Source organism: Pseudonocardia ammonioxydans (genome assembly GCF_900115005.1).
GTDB classification, from domain to species: domain Bacteria; phylum Actinomycetota; class Actinomycetes; order Mycobacteriales; family Pseudonocardiaceae; genus Pseudonocardia; species Pseudonocardia ammonioxydans.
On sequence record NZ_FOUY01000016.1, the window covers coordinates 83,383 to 100,756 of the forward strand.

General features: G+C 73.5%; 17 protein-coding genes. 6 read left to right on the plus strand and 11 right to left on the minus strand.

Annotated features, from left to right (window positions below; all coding sequences use genetic code 11):
* Positions 1–133 precede the first annotated feature (133 nt).
* Entirely contained in the window at positions 134–775 is a 642-nt protein-coding gene (locus tag BM093_RS16815) for a UdgX family uracil-DNA binding protein (protein ID WP_093344188.1), read from the plus strand.
* An 11-nt stretch (positions 776–786) separates the two neighbouring features.
* Here the strand turns inward: BM093_RS16815 and BM093_RS16820 are convergent, their stop codons facing one another.
* The 3 genes from BM093_RS16820 to BM093_RS16830 all read right to left on the minus strand — a co-directional run bounded on the left by BM093_RS16820 (position 787) and on the right by BM093_RS16830 (position 4,256).
* On the minus strand, positions 787–1,233 hold the full coding sequence (locus tag BM093_RS16820) for a DUF421 domain-containing protein (RefSeq protein ID WP_093344191.1): 447 nt from the start codon (positions 1,231–1,233) through the stop codon (positions 787–789).
* A gap of 15 nt (positions 1,234–1,248) precedes the next feature.
* Entirely contained in the window at positions 1,249–1,764 is a 516-nt protein-coding gene (locus BM093_RS16825; RefSeq protein ID WP_093344193.1) for a hypothetical protein, read from the minus strand.
* A 62-nt stretch (positions 1,765–1,826) separates the two neighbouring features.
* On the minus strand, positions 1,827–4,256 hold the full coding sequence (locus BM093_RS16830; RefSeq protein ID WP_093344194.1) for an ATP-binding protein: 2,430 nt from the start codon (positions 4,254–4,256) through the stop codon (positions 1,827–1,829).
* Positions 4,257–4,501: 245 nt separating this feature from the next.
* On the opposite strand from BM093_RS16830, the gene BM093_RS16835 reads away from it, so the two are divergent.
* The 5 genes from BM093_RS16835 to ribB all read left to right on the plus strand — a co-directional run bounded on the left by BM093_RS16835 (position 4,502) and on the right by ribB (position 9,301).
* Positions 4,502–6,145 (plus strand): flavin-containing monooxygenase, encoded by a 1,644-nt coding sequence (locus BM093_RS16835; RefSeq protein ID WP_093344197.1) that lies wholly within the window; start codon positions 4,502–4,504, stop codon positions 6,143–6,145.
* Between the two features lie 14 nt (positions 6,146–6,159).
* Positions 6,160–7,080, plus strand: coding sequence for an alpha/beta hydrolase (locus tag BM093_RS16840; RefSeq protein WP_093344200.1), 921 nt, complete (start codon positions 6,160–6,162; stop codon positions 7,078–7,080).
* A 281-nt stretch (positions 7,081–7,361) separates the two neighbouring features.
* Positions 7,362–7,526, plus strand: a complete 165-nt coding sequence (locus tag BM093_RS35995; RefSeq protein ID WP_177238524.1) for a hypothetical protein — start codon at positions 7,362–7,364, stop codon at positions 7,524–7,526.
* Between the two features lie 136 nt (positions 7,527–7,662).
* Entirely contained in the window at positions 7,663–8,157 is a 495-nt protein-coding gene (locus tag BM093_RS16845; RefSeq protein ID WP_093344203.1) for a flavin reductase family protein, read from the plus strand.
* Positions 8,158–8,194: 37 nt separating this feature from the next.
* Positions 8,195–9,301, plus strand: a complete 1,107-nt coding sequence (gene ribB, locus BM093_RS16850) for a 3,4-dihydroxy-2-butanone-4-phosphate synthase (RefSeq protein ID WP_093344206.1) — start codon at positions 8,195–8,197, stop codon at positions 9,299–9,301.
* A gap of 40 nt (positions 9,302–9,341) precedes the next feature.
* Here the strand turns inward: ribB and BM093_RS16855 are convergent, their stop codons facing one another.
* From BM093_RS16855 to BM093_RS16890, 8 genes are all read right to left on the minus strand, one after another.
* Complete coding sequence (locus BM093_RS16855) at positions 9,342–9,935, minus strand: TetR/AcrR family transcriptional regulator (RefSeq protein WP_093344209.1); 594 nt, start codon at positions 9,933–9,935, stop codon at positions 9,342–9,344.
* A 78-nt stretch (positions 9,936–10,013) separates the two neighbouring features.
* Complete coding sequence (locus BM093_RS16860) at positions 10,014–10,775, minus strand: SDR family NAD(P)-dependent oxidoreductase (RefSeq protein WP_093344213.1); 762 nt, start codon at positions 10,773–10,775, stop codon at positions 10,014–10,016.
* The gene (locus BM093_RS16865; protein ID WP_093344215.1) at positions 10,772–11,554 is read right to left on the minus strand and encodes an enoyl-CoA hydratase/isomerase family protein; all 783 of its coding nucleotides are present in this window, start codon (positions 11,552–11,554) and stop codon (positions 10,772–10,774) included. Before BM093_RS16865 ends, BM093_RS16860 begins: the two co-directional genes overlap by 4 nt.
* Entirely contained in the window at positions 11,551–12,441 is an 891-nt protein-coding gene (locus tag BM093_RS16870; RefSeq protein ID WP_093344218.1) for an enoyl-CoA hydratase, read from the minus strand. Before BM093_RS16870 ends, BM093_RS16865 begins: the two co-directional genes overlap by 4 nt.
* A complete protein-coding gene (locus BM093_RS16875; RefSeq protein WP_093344221.1) occupies positions 12,438–13,631 on the minus strand; it encodes a thiolase family protein in 1,194 nt (397 codons plus the stop codon). The genes BM093_RS16870 and BM093_RS16875 overlap by 4 nt, the downstream gene beginning before the upstream one ends.
* A gap of 45 nt (positions 13,632–13,676) precedes the next feature.
* A complete protein-coding gene (locus BM093_RS16880) occupies positions 13,677–15,287 on the minus strand; it encodes a class I adenylate-forming enzyme family protein (protein ID WP_093344224.1) in 1,611 nt (536 codons plus the stop codon).
* Complete coding sequence (locus BM093_RS16885; protein ID WP_093344227.1) at positions 15,284–16,177, minus strand: SMP-30/gluconolactonase/LRE family protein; 894 nt, start codon at positions 16,175–16,177, stop codon at positions 15,284–15,286. The genes BM093_RS16880 and BM093_RS16885 overlap by 4 nt, the downstream gene beginning before the upstream one ends.
* A 42-nt stretch (positions 16,178–16,219) precedes the next feature.
* Positions 16,220–17,368 (minus strand): acyl-CoA dehydrogenase family protein, encoded by a 1,149-nt coding sequence (locus BM093_RS16890; protein WP_093344230.1) that lies wholly within the window; start codon positions 17,366–17,368, stop codon positions 16,220–16,222.
* Between the last annotated feature and the right edge of the window lie 6 nt (positions 17,369–17,374).

The following is a 17,374-nucleotide window of genomic DNA, read 5'->3' on the forward strand; positions in this document are numbered from 1 at the left end:
CGCCTCGGGCACCTCCACCGGTTGAGCGCCACCCGGGCGGGTACCCGCCCGCCATGCCGACCGGACCGACGCACGCCCCGCACGCTCCCGGAACCGCCCGGGCCACCGCGCCGCCGGCCGGCCGGTGAGCGGCGTGGCCACCCGGGCCGAGGGAGCACAGGCCTACCTGCCCGGCCGCGGCGGGCTCCCGGCGCTGCGCGAGGCGGTCGAGGGGTGCCGGGGCTGCCCGCTGTACCGCGACGCGACGCAGGCCGTGTTCGGCGCGGGCCCGGCCGGCGCGCGGCTGTTGCTGGCCGGCGAGCAGCCCGGCGACGTGGAGGACCGGCGCGGCTCGCCGTTCGTCGGCCCGGCCGGACGGGTGCTCGACGACGCGCTGGAGGCTGCGGGCATCGCCCGCGAGGAGGCGTACCTGACCAACGTGGTGAAGCACTTCAAGTTCCGCCGCGACGAGCGCGGCACCCGGCGGATCCACCGCACACCGAGCCGCACCGAGGTGGTGGCCTGCCGGCCGTGGCTGGACGCCGAGATCCGCGAGGTCGACCCGGAGGTCGTGGTGTTCCTCGGCGCGACCGCGGCCAAGGCGGTGCTCGGCCCGCAGTTCCGCGTCACCCGCGAGCGCGGGAACCTGCTCACGCTGCCCGAGGACGCCGCGGGCGGTGCCGGGCGCTCGGCGCTGGCGACCGTGCATCCGTCGTCCGTGCTGCGTTCCGACGACGAGCAGCGCCGCGCGGCGTTCGACGCCCTGGTCGAGGACCTGCGCGTGGTGGCCCGCTGAGCCGGGATGGCTCAGCGTTGTTTCGGGATGATGCTGATCGTGCCGGAGCGTTCCAGGATCGCGTAGTCGATCTCGTCGCCGTTGCGGAGCCCCTGGCCGGTCCGGGCCTCCTGCAGGACCTCCTCCATGCTGATGTGGTGGCGGCGCATCGTCTCGTCCAGCCGCTGCCCACGCTCGATCAGCACCACCGGAGCGCCGTCGAGGGTCCGGCCGACCCGCGGGAAACGCCAGCCCAGGAAGTCCGCGACCCGGTCCAGCCCGACCAGGGTCACGATCACCAGGACCGCCATGGTGACCGAGTAGTCCTCGCCGAGCAGGGCCTGCTGGGTGGCCTCGGAGACGATCAGCAGCAGGACCAGGTCGAACGTCGTCACCTGGGCCATGCTCCGCCGGCCGATCGCCCGGAAGATGATCAGCAGGGCCAGGTAGACCAGCGCGGCCCGCAGGATCGCGTCCATCCGTCGCTCCCTCCCTCAGGGGTACACGAGCTGCCAGAACCCGATCGGTTCCCCGCCCGGGACGCCGACCGCGCCGCGCAGCAGCCCGACCTCGTCGGGCCGGAGCTGGAGCACGACGGTGACCGGGTCCGGCCCGCTGACCGCGAACTCGAGCAGCGCGCGGTCGCCGGACGTGGTCCACCGGACCGGTTGCGGCTGTACCTGCTGCACCCGCACCTGGGACAGGTACGCCGCGGAGATCCAGAACGCCGCGGTGCCGTCACGGCCCGGGCCGGGACGGACCTGCACCCGCAGGTCGGTGTCGCCGGCGTAGCGGGTGAAGCGTTCGTGCTCGAGCCGGACCAGGCCGGCCGGGTCGGTGGCGCTCACCCGGCTGAGCGGCCCCGGCCCGAACAGGCCGGCGAGCGCGGCGAGCACGAGTACCGCGAGCACCGCCCACGCCACCCGCTGCACGGCCCCCGCCCGGCGCTGCCGGACAGGGTCCCGCGGCACGTGCCCGCCGTCCCCGAGCTCCCGCTCCGACCCGCTCACCGCACCCGTCCCCGACCGTCCGATCAGCGATCCGGCTACCCCGCGGGCGGGGCGTCACACCCTCACCGGCTGCGTTCGACGACCCAGGCCGCGACCTGCGTGCGCGACCCGACGTCGAGCTTGCGCAGGATCCGCTCCACGTGCCCGTCCACGGTGCGGCGCGAGATCACCAGCTGCTCCGCGATCTGCTTGTTGCTGAGGCCGTCGGTGACGAGCGCGGCGACCTGCTCCTCACGGCCGGTCAGCTCGGTCAGGGCGCGGGCGGCCTGCTGCGGGGCGCCGGTGCAGCCCGCGGTGACGATCTCGATGCAGAGCCGGACGGCGTCGGCGACGTCGGCGCCGGCGTACTCCTGGCGCAGCGCCTCGGCCCGTTCCGCGCCCAGTTCCCGGTCGATCCGCGCGGCGTACCCGCGCCCCTCGGCGAGCGCGTGCGGGCCGAACGCGGCGAGCGAGGTGCCCAGTCGCCGCCAGACCCCGGCCGCCAGCCCGGACAGGGCGGCGGCGTCGGCGGCCCGCCCGGTCGCCGTCGTGACCCAGGAGCAGACCTCCACGCTCAGCGCGGTGCAGACCCCGTCGCGGAAGTCGCGTTCGATCCGCATCGTGCGCAGGATCGCGTCCCGGGCCCGGTCGAGCTCGCCGAGGTGCAGCAGGGCGATCGCCTCGATCCAGCGCCCGTAGCCGTGGTTCCACATCTCACCGTCGGCGCTCGCGCGCTCGACCACCGAGGCCGCGGTGGCGAGCGCGTCGCGGGGCAGCTCGGCGTAGGTCTCGGCCATCGCGAGCTGGAACCCGGCGGTCAGCTCCGCCGGCACGTCACCGACCCGCCGGTGCAGGCCGATCGCGTACCGGTAACGCTCGACGGCGTCGTCGAGGTCGCCCTCGAACAGGTGCAGCAGCGCCGTCCAGTGCGCGGCGTGGCCCTGCAGCGCGACGTCCCCGAGCTGCTCGGCGGTCGCGGTGCACTCGCGCAGGTACCCCCGCGCCACCGCGCGGTCGCCCTGGATCAGCGCGACCCAGGCGACCACCCACAGCGCCTCGGCCCGCTCGGCGGTCCCCGGGTCGATCCGGCGCAGCAGCCGCTCCAGCCAGCGCCGCCCGTAGGTCAGGAAGCCCCCGGCGATCCAGTGGTAGCGCAGCAGCGACGCGAGCCGGGCACCGGCGACGGCCTCACCCGGGGTGTGCGCGGAGAACCCGAGCGCGGCGAGGAGGTTGGGGTGGTCGTGGCGCAGCCGGGCGAGGTCGCGGGCCTGGTCGGGCCCGCACCAGCGGTCGATCGTCGCCGCGGCGAGGGCGATGTAGTGGTCCCGGTGCAGGCGGCGGATCTCCTCGGTGCCGCCGGCGGCCTCCAGCTGCTCGGCGCCGTACTCCCGGAGCGGGACGAACTGCCGGTAGCGCAGCTGGTCGCCGTCCCGGTCGGCGACGACGACCGACTTGCCGACCAGACCATCGAGCGCGTCGAGCAGCCGGTCGTCGGCGAGGTCGCCGTGCCCGCACACCCCTTCGAGCGCCTCGAGGTCGGCCGGTGCGGGGAACACCGACATCCGTGCCCAGAGCAGCTGCTCGGCCGGGCCGCACAGGTCGTAGCTCCAGTCGATCAGTGCGCGCAGCGACTGCTGGCGGGGTTCGGCGTCGGTGCCGGGTGCGGAGAGCATGTGCAGGCGCCCGCCGAGCCGCTCGACGACCTGCGACACCGACAGCGAGCGCAGCCGGACCGCGGCCAGCTCGATCGCCAGCGGGAGGCCGTCGAGCTTGCGGCACAGCGCGACGACGGCGTCCCGGTTCTCCTCGGTGATCCGGAAGTCGGGCAACAGGCGGTGCACGCGGTCGAGCAGCAGCCGCACCGACGGGACCTCGTCGAGCACGCCGGCGTCCCGCGGGTCGTTGCCACCCGGGGCGGCGCCACCCGGGTTCTCGCCACCCGGGTCCTCGCCGACCGGGTCCTCACCGACCGGGTCCTCACCGACCGGGTCCTCGTCGGGCACCGCGAGCGGGTCCAGCCGGTGCACCTGCTCCCCGCGGATCCCGAGGGCCGCGCGGCTGGTCGCCAGCACCGTCAGCTCCGGCAGCTCGGCGAGCAGCCGCAGCAGCAGCCGCACCGTGCCCTCGACCAGGTGCTCGCAGTTGTCCACGACCAGCAGCGTCGGCGCGGCCGCCAGGTGGCCGACGACCCGGTCGACGGCGTCGCGGTTGGACTGGTCGGGCACCCCGACCGCGGTCGCGACCGTCGGCGCGATCTGGGACTGGTCGGTGACGCTGGCCAGCTCGACGACGTAGACGTCGTCGTCCCACCGTTCGGCGGCGGTCAGCGCGGTACGGGTCTTACCGACCCCGCCGGGACCGGTCACCGTGACCAGGCGGTGCGCGGCGAGCTCGGCATGCAGCCGGGTCAGCGTCTCCGCGCGGCCGACGAAGCTGTCCAGGGCCGTCGCCAGCCGGTGGCGCCCACGCCGGGCGGGCAGCCGGCACGGGTCGTCCCCGGCGTCGTCCACCATGACGCCTCCCGATCACCTGAGTGCCCCGAGGATCGCACGGTTCGTGACCCGAGCCATACCCGACCACACGGAGTGACTACCCGGGTACACCCGGGCCGGCATGGGGTATCCGTCGCCGCGCCGTTGGGGTGTTCCCACGCTGTCCGGGCGCCCCGCCCCGCGGCCACGGTGTTGTGGCGATCACACGACCGCCGGAGGAGATCCGGCCGGCTCGATCACCACGACCCGCAAGGAGGCTGGTTGCAGTGGTGCACCCCACCGCCGAGAGTCACGACGCCATCATCATCGGGGCCGGGTTCGCCGGTCTGTACGCCGTCCACGCACTGCGCAACCAGCAGGCCAAGGACGTCATCGCCTTCGACGCCGCCGGCGACGTGGGCGGGACCTGGTACTGGAACCGCTACCCGGGCGCCCGGGTCGACATCGAGAGCGTGCACTACTCCTACTCCTTCGACGAGGACCTGCAGCAGGAGTGGCACTGGACCGAGCGGTTCCCCGCCCAGCCGGAGATCCTGCGCTACCTCGAGCACGTCGCCGACCGCTTCGACCTGCGCCGCAGCATCCGCTTCAACACCCGGATCACGTCGCTGACCTGGGACGACGACGAGTCGCTCTGGACCGCCACCACGGACGCGGGCGAGGTGCACGTCGCCCGCTGGGTGATCTCCGGTGCCGGGACGCTGTCGGTGCCGAAGAAGCCCGAGTTCGGCGGGATCGAGAACTTCGCCGGCGAGACCTACACGACCGGCAACTGGCCGCACCACGAGGTCGACTTCGCGGGCAAGCGGGTCGGCATCATCGGCGTCGGGTCGTCGGGGATCCAGGCGGTCAGCGAGATCGCCAAGCAGGCCGGGCACCTGACCGTGCTGCAGCGGACCCCGAACTACGCCACCCCGATCGGCAACTACGCGACCGACCCCGCCGAGGAGGCCGCCGAGAAGGCCGACTACGCCGCGCTGCGGGAGGCCTCGCGCAACCACTTCCTCGGCGTCCCCTACTCCGACGTGCAGCCCTCCGCCGTCGCCGCCACCCTGGACGAGCGCAGGGAGGTCTTCGACGACCGCTGGAACCGCGGCGGGTTCCGGCTGTTCATCGACGCCTACGGCGACATCCTGTTCGACCACGAGGCGAACGACACGGTCGCCCAGTACATCCGCGACCGGATCCACGAGCGGGTCGACGACCCGGCGACCGCGGAGCTGCTCGCGCCGCGCGGCTACCCGTACGGCACCAAGCGCCCGCCGCTGGAGACCGACTACTACGAGGCCTTCAACCGGCCCGACGTCGACCTGGTCGACGTGAAGTCCAACCCGATCGAGGCCGTGACCGAGGGCGGTGTGCGCCTGGCCGACGGCACCGAGCTCGCCTTCGACGTGCTGGTGCTGGCCACCGGTTTCGACGCGTGCACCGGCCCGTTGCTGGCCATGAACGTCACCGGCCGCCGGGGCCGGACGCTGAAGGAGCACTGGGCCGACGGGCCGCAGACCTACCTGGGCCTGATGGCGGCGGGCTTCCCGAACCTGTTCATGATCACCGGTCCGCAGAGCCCGTCGGTGCTCTACAACATGCCGCTGGCGATCGAGGACCACGTCGACTTCTCGGTCGCGGCGATCTCCCACGTGGAGGAGCAGGGCCGCGCGGTCATCGAGCCGACGCCCGAGGCCGAGCAGGAGTGGGTCGCCCACACCAACGAGCTGGCCCAGGCCACGCTGCTGCCCGACTCGCCGACCTCCTGGTACATGGGCAAGAACGTGCCGGGCAAGCCGCAGCGCGTGCTCGTCTACCTCGGCGGCGCGCCCACCTACCGGGCCAGGTGCGACGAGGTCGTCGCGGCCGGCTACGAGGGCTTCGCGATCTCCGACCGTCACTCCGACCGCGCGTTCGCCTGAGAGGACCACGAACCATGCCACTCGACCCGGACGTGCAGGCCCTCATCGACGGCCTCGCCGCACAGGGCTTCCAGTCCTTCGAGAAGGTCGGCGTCGACGCCACGCGCGCCGCCGTCGACTCGTTCACCGGGCTGCAGCAGCCCGCCCGGGACGTCGCCGCCGTCGTCGAGGCGGATTACGGTCCGTCACCCGAGCAGCGGCTGCGGATCTACCGGCCGTTCGGTGACGGCCCGTTCCCGGTGCTGCTGTACGTACACGGCGGCGGATTCGTCGCCGGCGGCCTGGACGTGGTCGACGAGCGGGCCCGCGCACTCGCGCTCGACGCCGGTGCCGTCGTCGTCTCCACGACCTACCGGCGGGCGCCGGAGGCCCGGTTCCCGGCCGCGCACGACGACGTGTTCGCGGCGTTGCAGTGGACGGCCAAGGAGATCGGCGCCCACTCCGGCGACCCCGACCGGATCGCGGTCATGGGCGACAGCGCCGGGGCGAACCTGGCCGCGGCGGCGGTGATCCGGGCGCGGGACGAGAGCGCCCCGCCGGTCCGCTCGCAGGTGCTGCTCTACCCGCTGGTCGACCCGGTCGCCGAGACCGCGTCGCGCGCCGAGTTCGCCGAGGGCTACCTCATCCACCTCGACGCGCTGGCCTGGTTCGGCGCGCAGTACGTCTCCGGCCCGGACGACGTCGCCGACCCGCGCCTCGCGCTCGGGCGCAACGACCTCGCCTCGCTGCCGCCGACGCTGGTCGTCACCACGGAGTACGACACGCTGCGCGACGAGGGCGAGTCCTTCGCCGCGGCCCTGGCCGAGGCGGGCACCCCGACGACGTGCACCCGGGTCGACGGGCTCGTGCACGCGCTGTACTGGGCGTCCGGGGCGGTGCCGCGCAGCGCGGAGATCCACGACGCGGTGCTCGCGCACCTGCGCGCCTCGCTGTAGCCCTCGGGCGCAGGCGAGTTCGAGGACAGTGCCGGGACAGCGGGCCTTCGTAGCGTGGGGCCCGCACGCTCCGGCACCCGTCGATCGGCTCGGCCCCCGGAGCGTCGGAGCACGTCCGGCACTCCACGAGGGAGCAGGTCATCGACACGGCAGAGCAGGCCGGCCACCGGCCCGGACGGCTGCCCGCGCGGCGCGAGCGCGGGGCCGTCCGGGCCCGGGTCCTGGAGTTCCTGCGCGACGGTCCGCCGTGGCGCTACCTCGGCCGGCTCACCGGGGTGTGCGTGGCCGTGCTGTGGATCGGCGGCGCCGCGCTCTACCTCGGGCTCCCGCTCGGCGGTGCGCTGCGGGCACTGTCGGTCCCGGCGAGTGCGGGCTTCTCCGTGCTCGGGGGCTATCTCGGCTTCCGGCGGCTGGTCGGTCTGCGCCGCCGTCCACTCGCGGCCTGACGGGCTACCCGTGTGTCGTTGGACACCTCCGCACCCGCAGAGCGTTCGTTTTCGTGACAGTTCATTTCGTCGTCAACGAACTAGCGTCGACGAGTGAGTGCCGGGCACCGAGGCCCGCTCCGGAGGGAGTCCCACGATGACCGTGATCGAGCCGGTGACCGCCGGCGACCAGCTCCGCCAGGCCTTCGGCTGTTTCCCGTCGGGTGTGACGGCCGTCTGCGCCGAGGTCGACGGCGTGCCCGTCGGCCTCGCGGCCAGCTCGTTCACCTCGGTCTCGATCGAGCCACCGCTGGTGTCGGTGTGCATGCAGCACAGCTCCACGACCTGGCCGACGCTGCGCGGCCGCCCGCGGCTCGGCGTCAGCGTGCTCGCCGAGGGTCAGGACGTGGCGTGCGCGCGGCTGGCGAGCAAGAACGGCGACCGCTTCGCCGACACCGCGACCACCGTGGCCGCCGACGGTGCGCTGTTCGTCGACGGCGCGACGCTGTGGCTGGACTGCACCATCCACGCCGAGGTCCCCAGCGGCGACCACGACATCGTGCTGCTCCACGTGCACGGGATCCGCGCGGACCCGGACACCCCTCCCCTGGTCTTCCACGGCAGCCGCTTCCGGCGCCTGGCCGAGGTCTGACCGTCCCCGCGAGCTGACGACGAACCCGGAGCACCCCGTGACGCTGCACGAGACCGACCCGGCCGAGACCCGGGTGCGCGCCGCCCTGACCGCGATCGCCGCCGGGCAGCCGGTCGTGGTCGTCGACGACGCCGACCGCGAGAACGAGGGCGACCTCGTCTTCGCCGCCACGCACGCGACGCCGTCGCTGGTCGCCTTCACCGTGCGCCACACCTCCGGGTTCGTGTGCGTCGCGCTGCCCGACGACGCGTGCGACCGGCTGGCGCTGCCGCCGATGCACCACGAGGACGGCGACCGCTACCGCACCGCCTACCGGGTCACCGTCGACCTGCACGGCACCGGCACCGGGATCTCCGCCGCCTCGCGGGCGGCCACGATCGCCGCGCTCGGCGCGCCGGACGCGACCGCCGCGGACTTCGTCCGGCCGGGCCACGTCGTCCCGCTGCGCGCCCGCGACGGCGGGGTGCTGACCCGGCCCGGCCACACCGAGTCCGCGGTCGACCTCGCCCGGCTCGCCGGGCTGCCGCCGGCCGGAGCGCTCTGCGAGATCGTCTCCACCGACCGCCCCGGCGAGATGGCCCAGGGTGCGGAGCTCGAGCGGTTCGCCAAGGAGCACGACCTCGTCCTCGTCTCGGTCGCCGACATCATCCGCTACCGCCGGCGCACCGAGAACCCGGTCGAGCGCGCGGTCACCACGGCGCTGCCCACCGAGCACGGTCCGTTCCGGGCCGTCGGGTACCGCGCCGTCGACGGGGCCGAGCACGTCGCGCTGCTGGCCGGCGACCTCGCGCACGTCACCGCCGAGACCCCCGTCCACGTGCACACCGAGTGCCTCAGCGGCGATGTCCTGCGCTCCACCGCGTGCGCGTGCCGGCGGGAGCTCGACGAGGCGATGGCCCGGTTCGCCGCGCAGGGCTCGGGGATCGTGGTCTACCTGCGTCCGGTCGACGGGGTCCGGGCATGCACCCTGCGCGAGGAGCCGCACGGCACGGTGCGCGCCGAGGAGCTCGCGATCACCGCGGAGTGGATCGTCGCCGACCTCACCACCCCCCGCGCCACGACCGGCGACGAGCCGCCGCGCCTCGCCGACTGGGCCGCGGCCCGCCACGGCCGGACGCCGGGGACCGACAGCATCGCCGGCTGAAGGACCTGCCCGGGCTGCCGCACGTGCCGACTGACCGGGGTCAGTCGTCCGTCTCGGGCAGGACGAAGCCGCTCAGCAGGCGGAGTACCTGGACGTGCAACTCGTCCGGGCCGAGCCGTCCGGCCCCCCGGTACCAGCGGGCGACCGACAGCAGCATCCCGTTGACCAGGTTCACCGCGGTCGCGGTGTCGAGATCGTCCCGGACGACGCCGGCCTGGGCGCAGTCGTGCAGCAGCTTCTCGGCTGCGTGGTTCACGTCCCGCGCCCAGGACCGGTAGTTGCGCAACGCCTGCGGCGAGAGCTGGTGCTCGTCGGCGGTGAGCACCCGGTAGTAGGTGCGGTACCGGACCGCCGAGTCCACCTGGAGGCGGAGGTAGGCCTCGAGCTTGGCGCGCGGCGTCCGGTCGCTGGTGACGATCTCCTCGACGCCGTGCCGGAGCGGGTAGATGACCTGCTCGACGATGGTCTCCAGCAACCAGCGCTTCGAGTCGACGTACTGGTAGAGCGTCGGTTTGCTGACGCCCGCCTCGGTCGCGACGTCGCTGATCGTGGCGTCCACGTAGCCCTTGCGCTCGAAGACCCTGGCCGCGGCGTCGACGAGCTCCTGGACGCTGGTGGCTCGCTGCCGTGCCATCCCTCTCCTCCTCGGCGGCGCCGGCCCGGACCGGGCCGTGCACCTGTCTACAGACGTTATCCGCCGTGCCGGGGCGGCTCAGCGGGCCGGCGGACGGACCGCGGCGTCGAGGCGGATGCACTCGGCGTTGAGGTACCCGTTCTCGACGATGCCGAGGACCATCCTCGCGAACTCGGCGGGCCGGCCCATCCGGGCCGGTTCCACCAGTGTCGCCTCGATCCCCGCCCGCACCCGCTCCGGTAGCGACTCGGTCATCGGGGTCTCGAACAGGCCCGGCGCGATCGTGTTCACCCGGACCCCGGTACCGGCCAGGTCCCGCGCCACCGGCAGGGCCAGCCCGATCACGCCGGCCTTGCTGGCGCTGTAGGCGGCCTGGCCGCTCTGCCCGTCGTACGCCGCCCCGGACGCGGTGTTGACCATGACGCCGCGCTCGCCGTCCTCCGGTTCGTTCTGCAGCATCGCGGCGACGGCGACCCGCATGACGTTGAACGTGCCGCACAGGTTGATCCGCACGACCCGCTCGAAGTCCTCCAGGCGAGCCGGTCCGCGCCGGGACACGACCCGGGCGGCATCGACGACACCCGCGGTGTTGACCCCGACGTGCACCGCCCCGAACCGGTCCAGTGCCCGGTCGATCGCCCGCTCCACCGCTGCGGCGTCCGCGACGTCGGTCTCGATCCCGAGCGCCGCCGGCAGCTCGGCCGCGAGTGCCTCGGCTCCCGCGCGGTCCCGGTCCAGTACGACCACCGACGCGCCGGCCTCCCCCAGGTGGGTGCACACCGCCCGGCCGAGGCCCGAGGCGCCACCGGCCACCACCGCGACCTTTCCCGTGATGTTCATTCGCCCACGAACTCCGGCTCGCGGCGGTCGGCGAACGCCCGCAGGCCCTCCGCGAAGTCCCGGCTCGTCGCGTACTCCTCACAGGCCCGCAGCTCGTAGCCCAGGGCGTCGTCGAGCGGGCGGTCGAGCCCGGTCTCGACGACGTCCTTGATGCGGGCCAGTCCGAGCGGGCTGAGCCGGCCGATGCGATCGGTCAGCTCCTGTACCGCCGCGACCAGCCGGTCGTCGTCGACCACCTCGTTGACCAGCCCCGCCTCGTACATCCGGTCGGCGCTCCAGCTCTCGGCGGTGAAGAGCAGCTGCTTGGCCCGGTTCGCGCCGATCCGGCGGGGCAGCCGGGTGGCGCCGCCCGCGGCCGGGAACAACCCGTACCGGGCGTGCCCGTCGGCGAAGGTGGCCGTGCGGGTGGCCAGGACCAGGTCGCAGGCCAGCACCAGCTCCAGCCCACCGGCGATCACGCCACCGTGCACGGCGGCGATCACCGGCTGCGGGTGCCGGGCGACCTGGTCGAACAGCGCCGCGGCCCGCCGCAGGAACTCGGTCACGCCGGCGCCGCCGAGCTCACCGAGGACCCGCTTGAGGTCGGCACCGGCGCAGAACATCGGACCGGCCCCCGCGAACACCACCGACCGGACGGCCCGGTCGCCCGCGGCGTCCCGCAGCGCGGCGGCGACGCCGTCGAGCAGCTCGACCGACAGCGCGTTGCGCCGCTCGGGCCGGTTCAGGGTGATCCAGGCGGCGCTGCCCCGGATCTCGTACCGGACGTCGTCGTGCGTCACGGGTGGTCACTCCGATCGCTGGTGTGGTCGGGCCGTCCGCGTTGGGCATCGGCCCGGATGATCGCCGCGCCGGCCGGGTCCACGAGCCCCCCGAACCGCTCGCGGTTGTGCGCGTGCGCGAGGTGGTGGGTGTCGAAGGTCGACTCCACCGCGCTGCGCATGCCCTGCAGGTCGAGGGCGCGGTTGACCGCGCGCTTGGCCAGCCGGATCCCGAACTGCGGACGGGCCGCGATCCGCTGCGCGAGCGCCAGCGTCTCGGCCTCCAGCTCCGCGCGCGGGACGACCCGGTTGACCATGCCGAGGGCCTGGGCGTCGCGGGCGCCGATCGGTTCCCCGGTGAACAGCATCTCCTTGGCCCGCCGGTGCCCGAGCTCCCACGGGTGCACGAAGTACTCGGCGGCCGCCGCCCCGAACGCGCTGGTCGGGTCCAGGAAGACGGTGTCGTCGGCGGCGACGATCAGGTCGCACGGCCAGATCAGCTCCAGGGCGCCGCCGATGGCCCGGCCCTGCACCTGGGCGATCAGCGGGCGCGGCAGCTCCCGCCACCGCAGGCACAGCCCGAGGAAGACCTCCTCCTCGGTCGCGTACCAGCCCTCGGCGCCGGGCGCGTCGAAGCCGCCGGTCAGGGTGCGCGGGGTGACGCCGTCCATGTCGAAGGCACGCTCGACGTCCAGGTCGTGCCCGGAGGAGAAGTCCTCCCCGTCGGCGGCCAGCACCACCACCCGCACGGCCTCGTCGCGCACCGCCCGCTGGTAGGCGTCGTCGAGCTCGTGCAGCATCCGGCGGTCCTGCGCGTTGAGCTTCGCAGGCCGGGCCAGCACCACCCGGGCCACACCGTCCGCCGGGTACTCGAGGCGGACCCGTGGCTGCGTGGAGTCCTCGCTCATGCTCCCGTCCTTCCCAGGATGGTGACCGCCGCGACGGCGGCGTCCGGTCCGAGGTAGCCGCCCGCGTTCTCCGCGACGGCGTACCGCGCGCCCTCGGCCTGGCGGTCCCCGGCACGGCCGCGCAGCTGGTCGGCGAGCTCGACGATCTGGGCCAAGCCGGTCGCGCCGAGCGGATGCCCCTTGGACTGGAGCCCGCCACTGGGGTTCACCGGCAACCGGCCCCCGATCCGGGTCTGCCCGTCACGGAGCAGGCCCGGGGCCTCCCCCGCGGCGCACAGGCCGAGCTGTTCGAGGACGATCAGCTCGGCCGGGGCCGCCGCGTCGTGACACTCGACGACGTCGATCTCGTCCGGCCCCAGACCCGCCGCCCGGAACGCCCGGGCCGCCACCGAGGGCACCAGCTCGCCATAGGTCCCCGCACGGCCGGACCCGAGCGCGGTGGCGAGCAGCCGCACCGGTTCCGCACCGTGCCGCCCGGCCAGCTCGGGCGTGGTCAGTACGACCGCCGCCGCACCGTCGGACAGCGGGGCACACATCGGCACCGTCAGCGCGCCGCTGACCGTCCGAGCCCCGAGCACGTCGGCGACGGTCAGCTCCCGGCCGTACTGGGCCTTCGGGTTGGCCGCACCGTGCGCCGCGTTCTTCACCGCGACCAGGGCGAAGTCCTCGGCCGTCGCACCCGAGGCCTCCTGGTACCAGGCCGCGAAGCGCGCGTAGACGTCCATGAAGACCGAACCGGTGTCCCGGCTGCCCAGCTCCGCTCGGATCTCGGCCAGCCGCTCCTGGTCCAGCGCCGACGTCAACGCCGCCAGGGCACGACCCTTGTCCTCGACGACCAGCTTCTCCGCACCGAGCGCGACGGCCACCTCGACCTGCCCGGACGCCACCGCCAGCCACGCCTGGTGCAACGCCGTCGCACCCGAGGCGCAGGCGTTCTCCACGTTCACCACCGACACCCCGGACAGGCCGGTCTCCCGTACCGCGTGCTGGCCGCGGACCGACTCCTGGCCCTGCAGCAGCCCGCCGAGCACGTTGCCGTAGTACACCGCGCCGATCGCCGGATCGGATGCGGCCGTACCGGCATCCGCCAGCGCCTCACTCGTCGCCTCCGCGACGAGCGAGGACACCGGCCGGTCCGGATGCTTCCCGAAGCGGGTCATCCCGACCCCGCTGATCACGACCTCACGCACGTACCGCTCCCCTGTTCCCCCGCCGAACGAGCACCGCCGCTCCGTTCAGGCACCGCTGATACCGGCGGACCGGGCGAAGTGCTCCTCCCGGACCTGACGCCGCAGCAGCTTGCCCACCGGGGTCCTCGGCAGCTCGTCCGCGAAGACCACGCCGGAGATCTTCTTGTAGGAGCCGACCTCCTGGCGGGTCCACTCGACGAGCTCGTCCTCGGACACCGTGTGGCCCTCCCGGAGCACGACGACCGCATACGGCGTCTCGCCCCACTTCGGGTGCGCGACACCGACCACGGCGGCGTCGCGGACGGCGGGGTGCGCGGCGACCGCGTGCTCGATCTCGGCGGGCCAGATGTTGAAGCCACCGGAGTTGATCAGGTCTTCCTTCCGGTCGGCCAGGTAGAGGAAGCCGTCCTCGCAGACGTAGCCCATGTCCCGGGTCCGCACCCAGCCGTCCGCGGTGAACCGTTCCGCGGCGGCCTCGTCGTTCTGCCAGATCCCGGCCATGACACACGGCGCGGACGCCTCGATCTCGCCGACCTCGCCGGGCGGGAGCTCCGCGCCGGTCTCGTCGACGATCCGGAAGTACGAGTTCGGGGTCGGCAGCCCCGCGGAGGTGAGCCGGCGCCGCTCGGCGTCGGTCCCGTCCACGTGGTGGTGGCGCGGGGTCAGCACCGCCATCGGCACCACCTCGCTCTGGCCGTAGAGCTGGTACATGATGTTGCCCCAGAGCCGGAGGGCCTTCGACAGGGTCGCCTCCGAGATCGGCGCGGCCCCGTACATCACCGCCCGCAGGCTGGACACGTCGCGGCTCGCGGCGTCCGGGTGCTCGGCGACCATCTGGATCATCGTGGGGACCAGGAGGGTCGCGGTGATCCGCTCCCGTTCGACGATCTCGAGGAAGCCGGCCGGGTCGAACCGGGGCAGCACGATCGTGGTGGCCCCGACCGCCAGCAGCGAGTAGATGAACATGCTGGCGGCGTGGGTGAGCGGGCCCGCCGCGAGATAGCGGTCGTCCTCGTCGAAGCGGGGCAGCACGAGCGCGAGTTCGTTGCCCATCGCCATCGTGCCCTCGACCGAGATGATGATCCCCTTCGGGAACCCCGTGGTGCCGGAGGTGAACCGGATGACGTTCGGGTCGGTCCCCTCGAGCACCACCCCGGGTGGCCGGGGCGACGCGGCGGCGAGCCAGTCCTCGTACCCGACGACCGGTACCCGGCCCCGGCTCTGCGGCAGGTCACCGAGGACGACCACGAGCTCCAGCGACGGCACCTCGTCCAGCTCGGCGACGAGCGCGTCGTAGTAGTAGTCCTGCACCACGAGGACCCGCGAGCCGGTCATCTCGATCAGGTACCGGTGCCGCGCCGGGGCGTCGTGTGCGTGCAGCGAGCACCGCACGAACCCGCCCGCCCCGGAGCCGACGATCTGCTCCAGCGACTCCAGGCAGTTGTCGCCGAGCATCGCGACGCGGTCGCCCTTGTCCAGCCCGCTCGCGGTCAGCGCGTTCGCCAACCGGTTGGCCCGTTCGGCCAGGGCTGCGTAGGTCAGCGAGCGCTCACCGCAGGCCACCGCGACCCGCTCCGCGTAGGTGACCGCGATCTTGCGCAGCAACGTCGCGGGGGTGCTCACCGCCGGCGTCACCCCCGCCTGCCGGGTGTTCATCGCGCGGCGGGCACCTCGACCGTGCTGGTGACCAGCTCGGCGGTGCCCGTCACCCCCTGGGCCGCCTCGAAGAACCCGTCGGCGGCCGCGAGCGCCAGGGTCCGTCCGTCGGCACCGCCCAGCGCACAGCTGTAGACGTTGGTGCCCCGCGGGTGCGCGACCTCGTCGACCACCGCACCGGCGGGCGAGACCCGCACGCACCGCCGGCCCACGGCGTCCGCCGCCCAGATGTGGTCCTCGGCGTCGATCGCGAGCCCGTCCGGGGCGAGCTCGGCGGCGCCGAGCATCTCGGCAGCTCCGCCCGGTGCGGGCGGTGTACCGAACTGGGCGAGAACCCGGCGCCCGCTCAGCGCACCGTCGGCGCCGATGGTGAACGCGGTCAGCCGGGCCGCGAAGCTCTCCGCCACGACCAGGGTCGATCCGTCGGCGGTCACGACGACGCCGTTCGGGCACCACAGCCCGTCCGCGGCGACGGTGACCGTGCCGTCGGGGTCGCCCCGGTACAGGGCTCCCGGTTCCGGGTCGGCACCGTCGACGATCGCGAACCCGATGGTGCCCACCCATGCCCGGCCCTGCCGGTCGACGACCATGTCGTTGATCCAGTGCTCGGACACCGGCGCGAGGTCCGCATGCGTCGAGACCGTCCCGTCGAGGGACCGCCGGAGCAGGGTCCGGTCCTTCATCGAGACCACGAGCAGGGAGCCGTCCGGGAGCCAGCCGAGTCCCGAGCACAAGGCGTCGACCTGCATCAGGTCCTCCCGCACCCCGGCAGGATCGAACGCGCACACGATGCCCCGGAAGGCGTCCGAGGCGTACCAGCGGCCCTCGTGCCACCGGACGCCCTCGAAGTAGTCACCGCCGTCGACGACGGTCTGGAACGCTCTGCTCACGTCAGTTCTCCTCGAATGCGATCGTCTGGGATCGATACACGCTCAGAGGCCGTAGGACCGGCCGATGATCTCTCGCTGGATCTCGCTGGTTCCCGCATAGACGGTCGAGATGATCGATTGCCGGAGGTGGCGCTGCATGTCGTGCTCCAGCGTGTAACCGGCTCCACCCATCATCTGCATGCCCTCGATCGCGATCCGCTTGGCGGTCTCGGTGACCTTCAACTTGATCATCGAAGCCTCCCGGGGCACCTGCCGGTCGGGATCGCGGTCCAGCTTCCGGGCCGCATCGCGCACGAGCAGCCGGCAGCACTCCACCTCGGTGGCCAGGTCGGCGATCCGGTGCCGGAGCGCCTGGAAGCTGCCGATCGGCCGGTCGAACTGCTCCCGCTCCCGGATGTAGTCCAGCGCGTCGTCGAACGCCCGCCTGGCGTGACCGAGGAACACCGCACCGCACATCAACCGGTCCGCGTTCAGGCAGCGCATGATCTGGTGCCACGCACCGCCCTCGGTGCCGATCACCCGGTCCTCGTCGACCTCGACGTCGGTGAGGTAGACGTCGTTGACCTCGTCGCCGCCCATCGTCGCGATCGGACGGATCTCGAGCCCCGGGGTGCCGACCGGGATGTCGAGCATGGTGATCCCCGCGTGCTTGTCCCCGGTGCCGTCGGTCCGACAGAGAACCAGGATCCGGGAGGCGATGTGCGCACAGGAGATCCAGGTCTTCTGCCCGTTGACGACGAACTTCCGGCCCCGCCGCTCGGCCCGGCAGTTCATCGACCCGGCGTCCGAGCCGGCGCCGGGCTCGCTGATCGCGGTGGCCAGGACCTCTCCCCGGCAGACCCCGCCCAGGATGTCCTGCTTCTGTGCCTCCGTGCCGAAGCGCTGCACGACCGTGGCGCTCACCAGGGAGACGCCCAGCCCGAAGAGCGGCGCCTTCCCGTACGCCATCTCCTCGACGAGGTGACAGGCGTCGCTGGTGCTCCCGCCTCCGCCGCCGTAGGCCTCCGGGATCGCACAGCCGATCCAGCCGAGGTCGGCCAGCTTGCCGAACAGCTCGGCGCTGTGCGTGATCCGGTCGTCGTCGCTGAGCGCGCGCCGCTGCTCGCGCGTCCCGCACTCGCGCCGGGCGAAGTCGCGCAGCGACTCCACGAACTCGTACCGGTGAGCCGGCACGTCCTCCGTCGACGTCATGTCCAC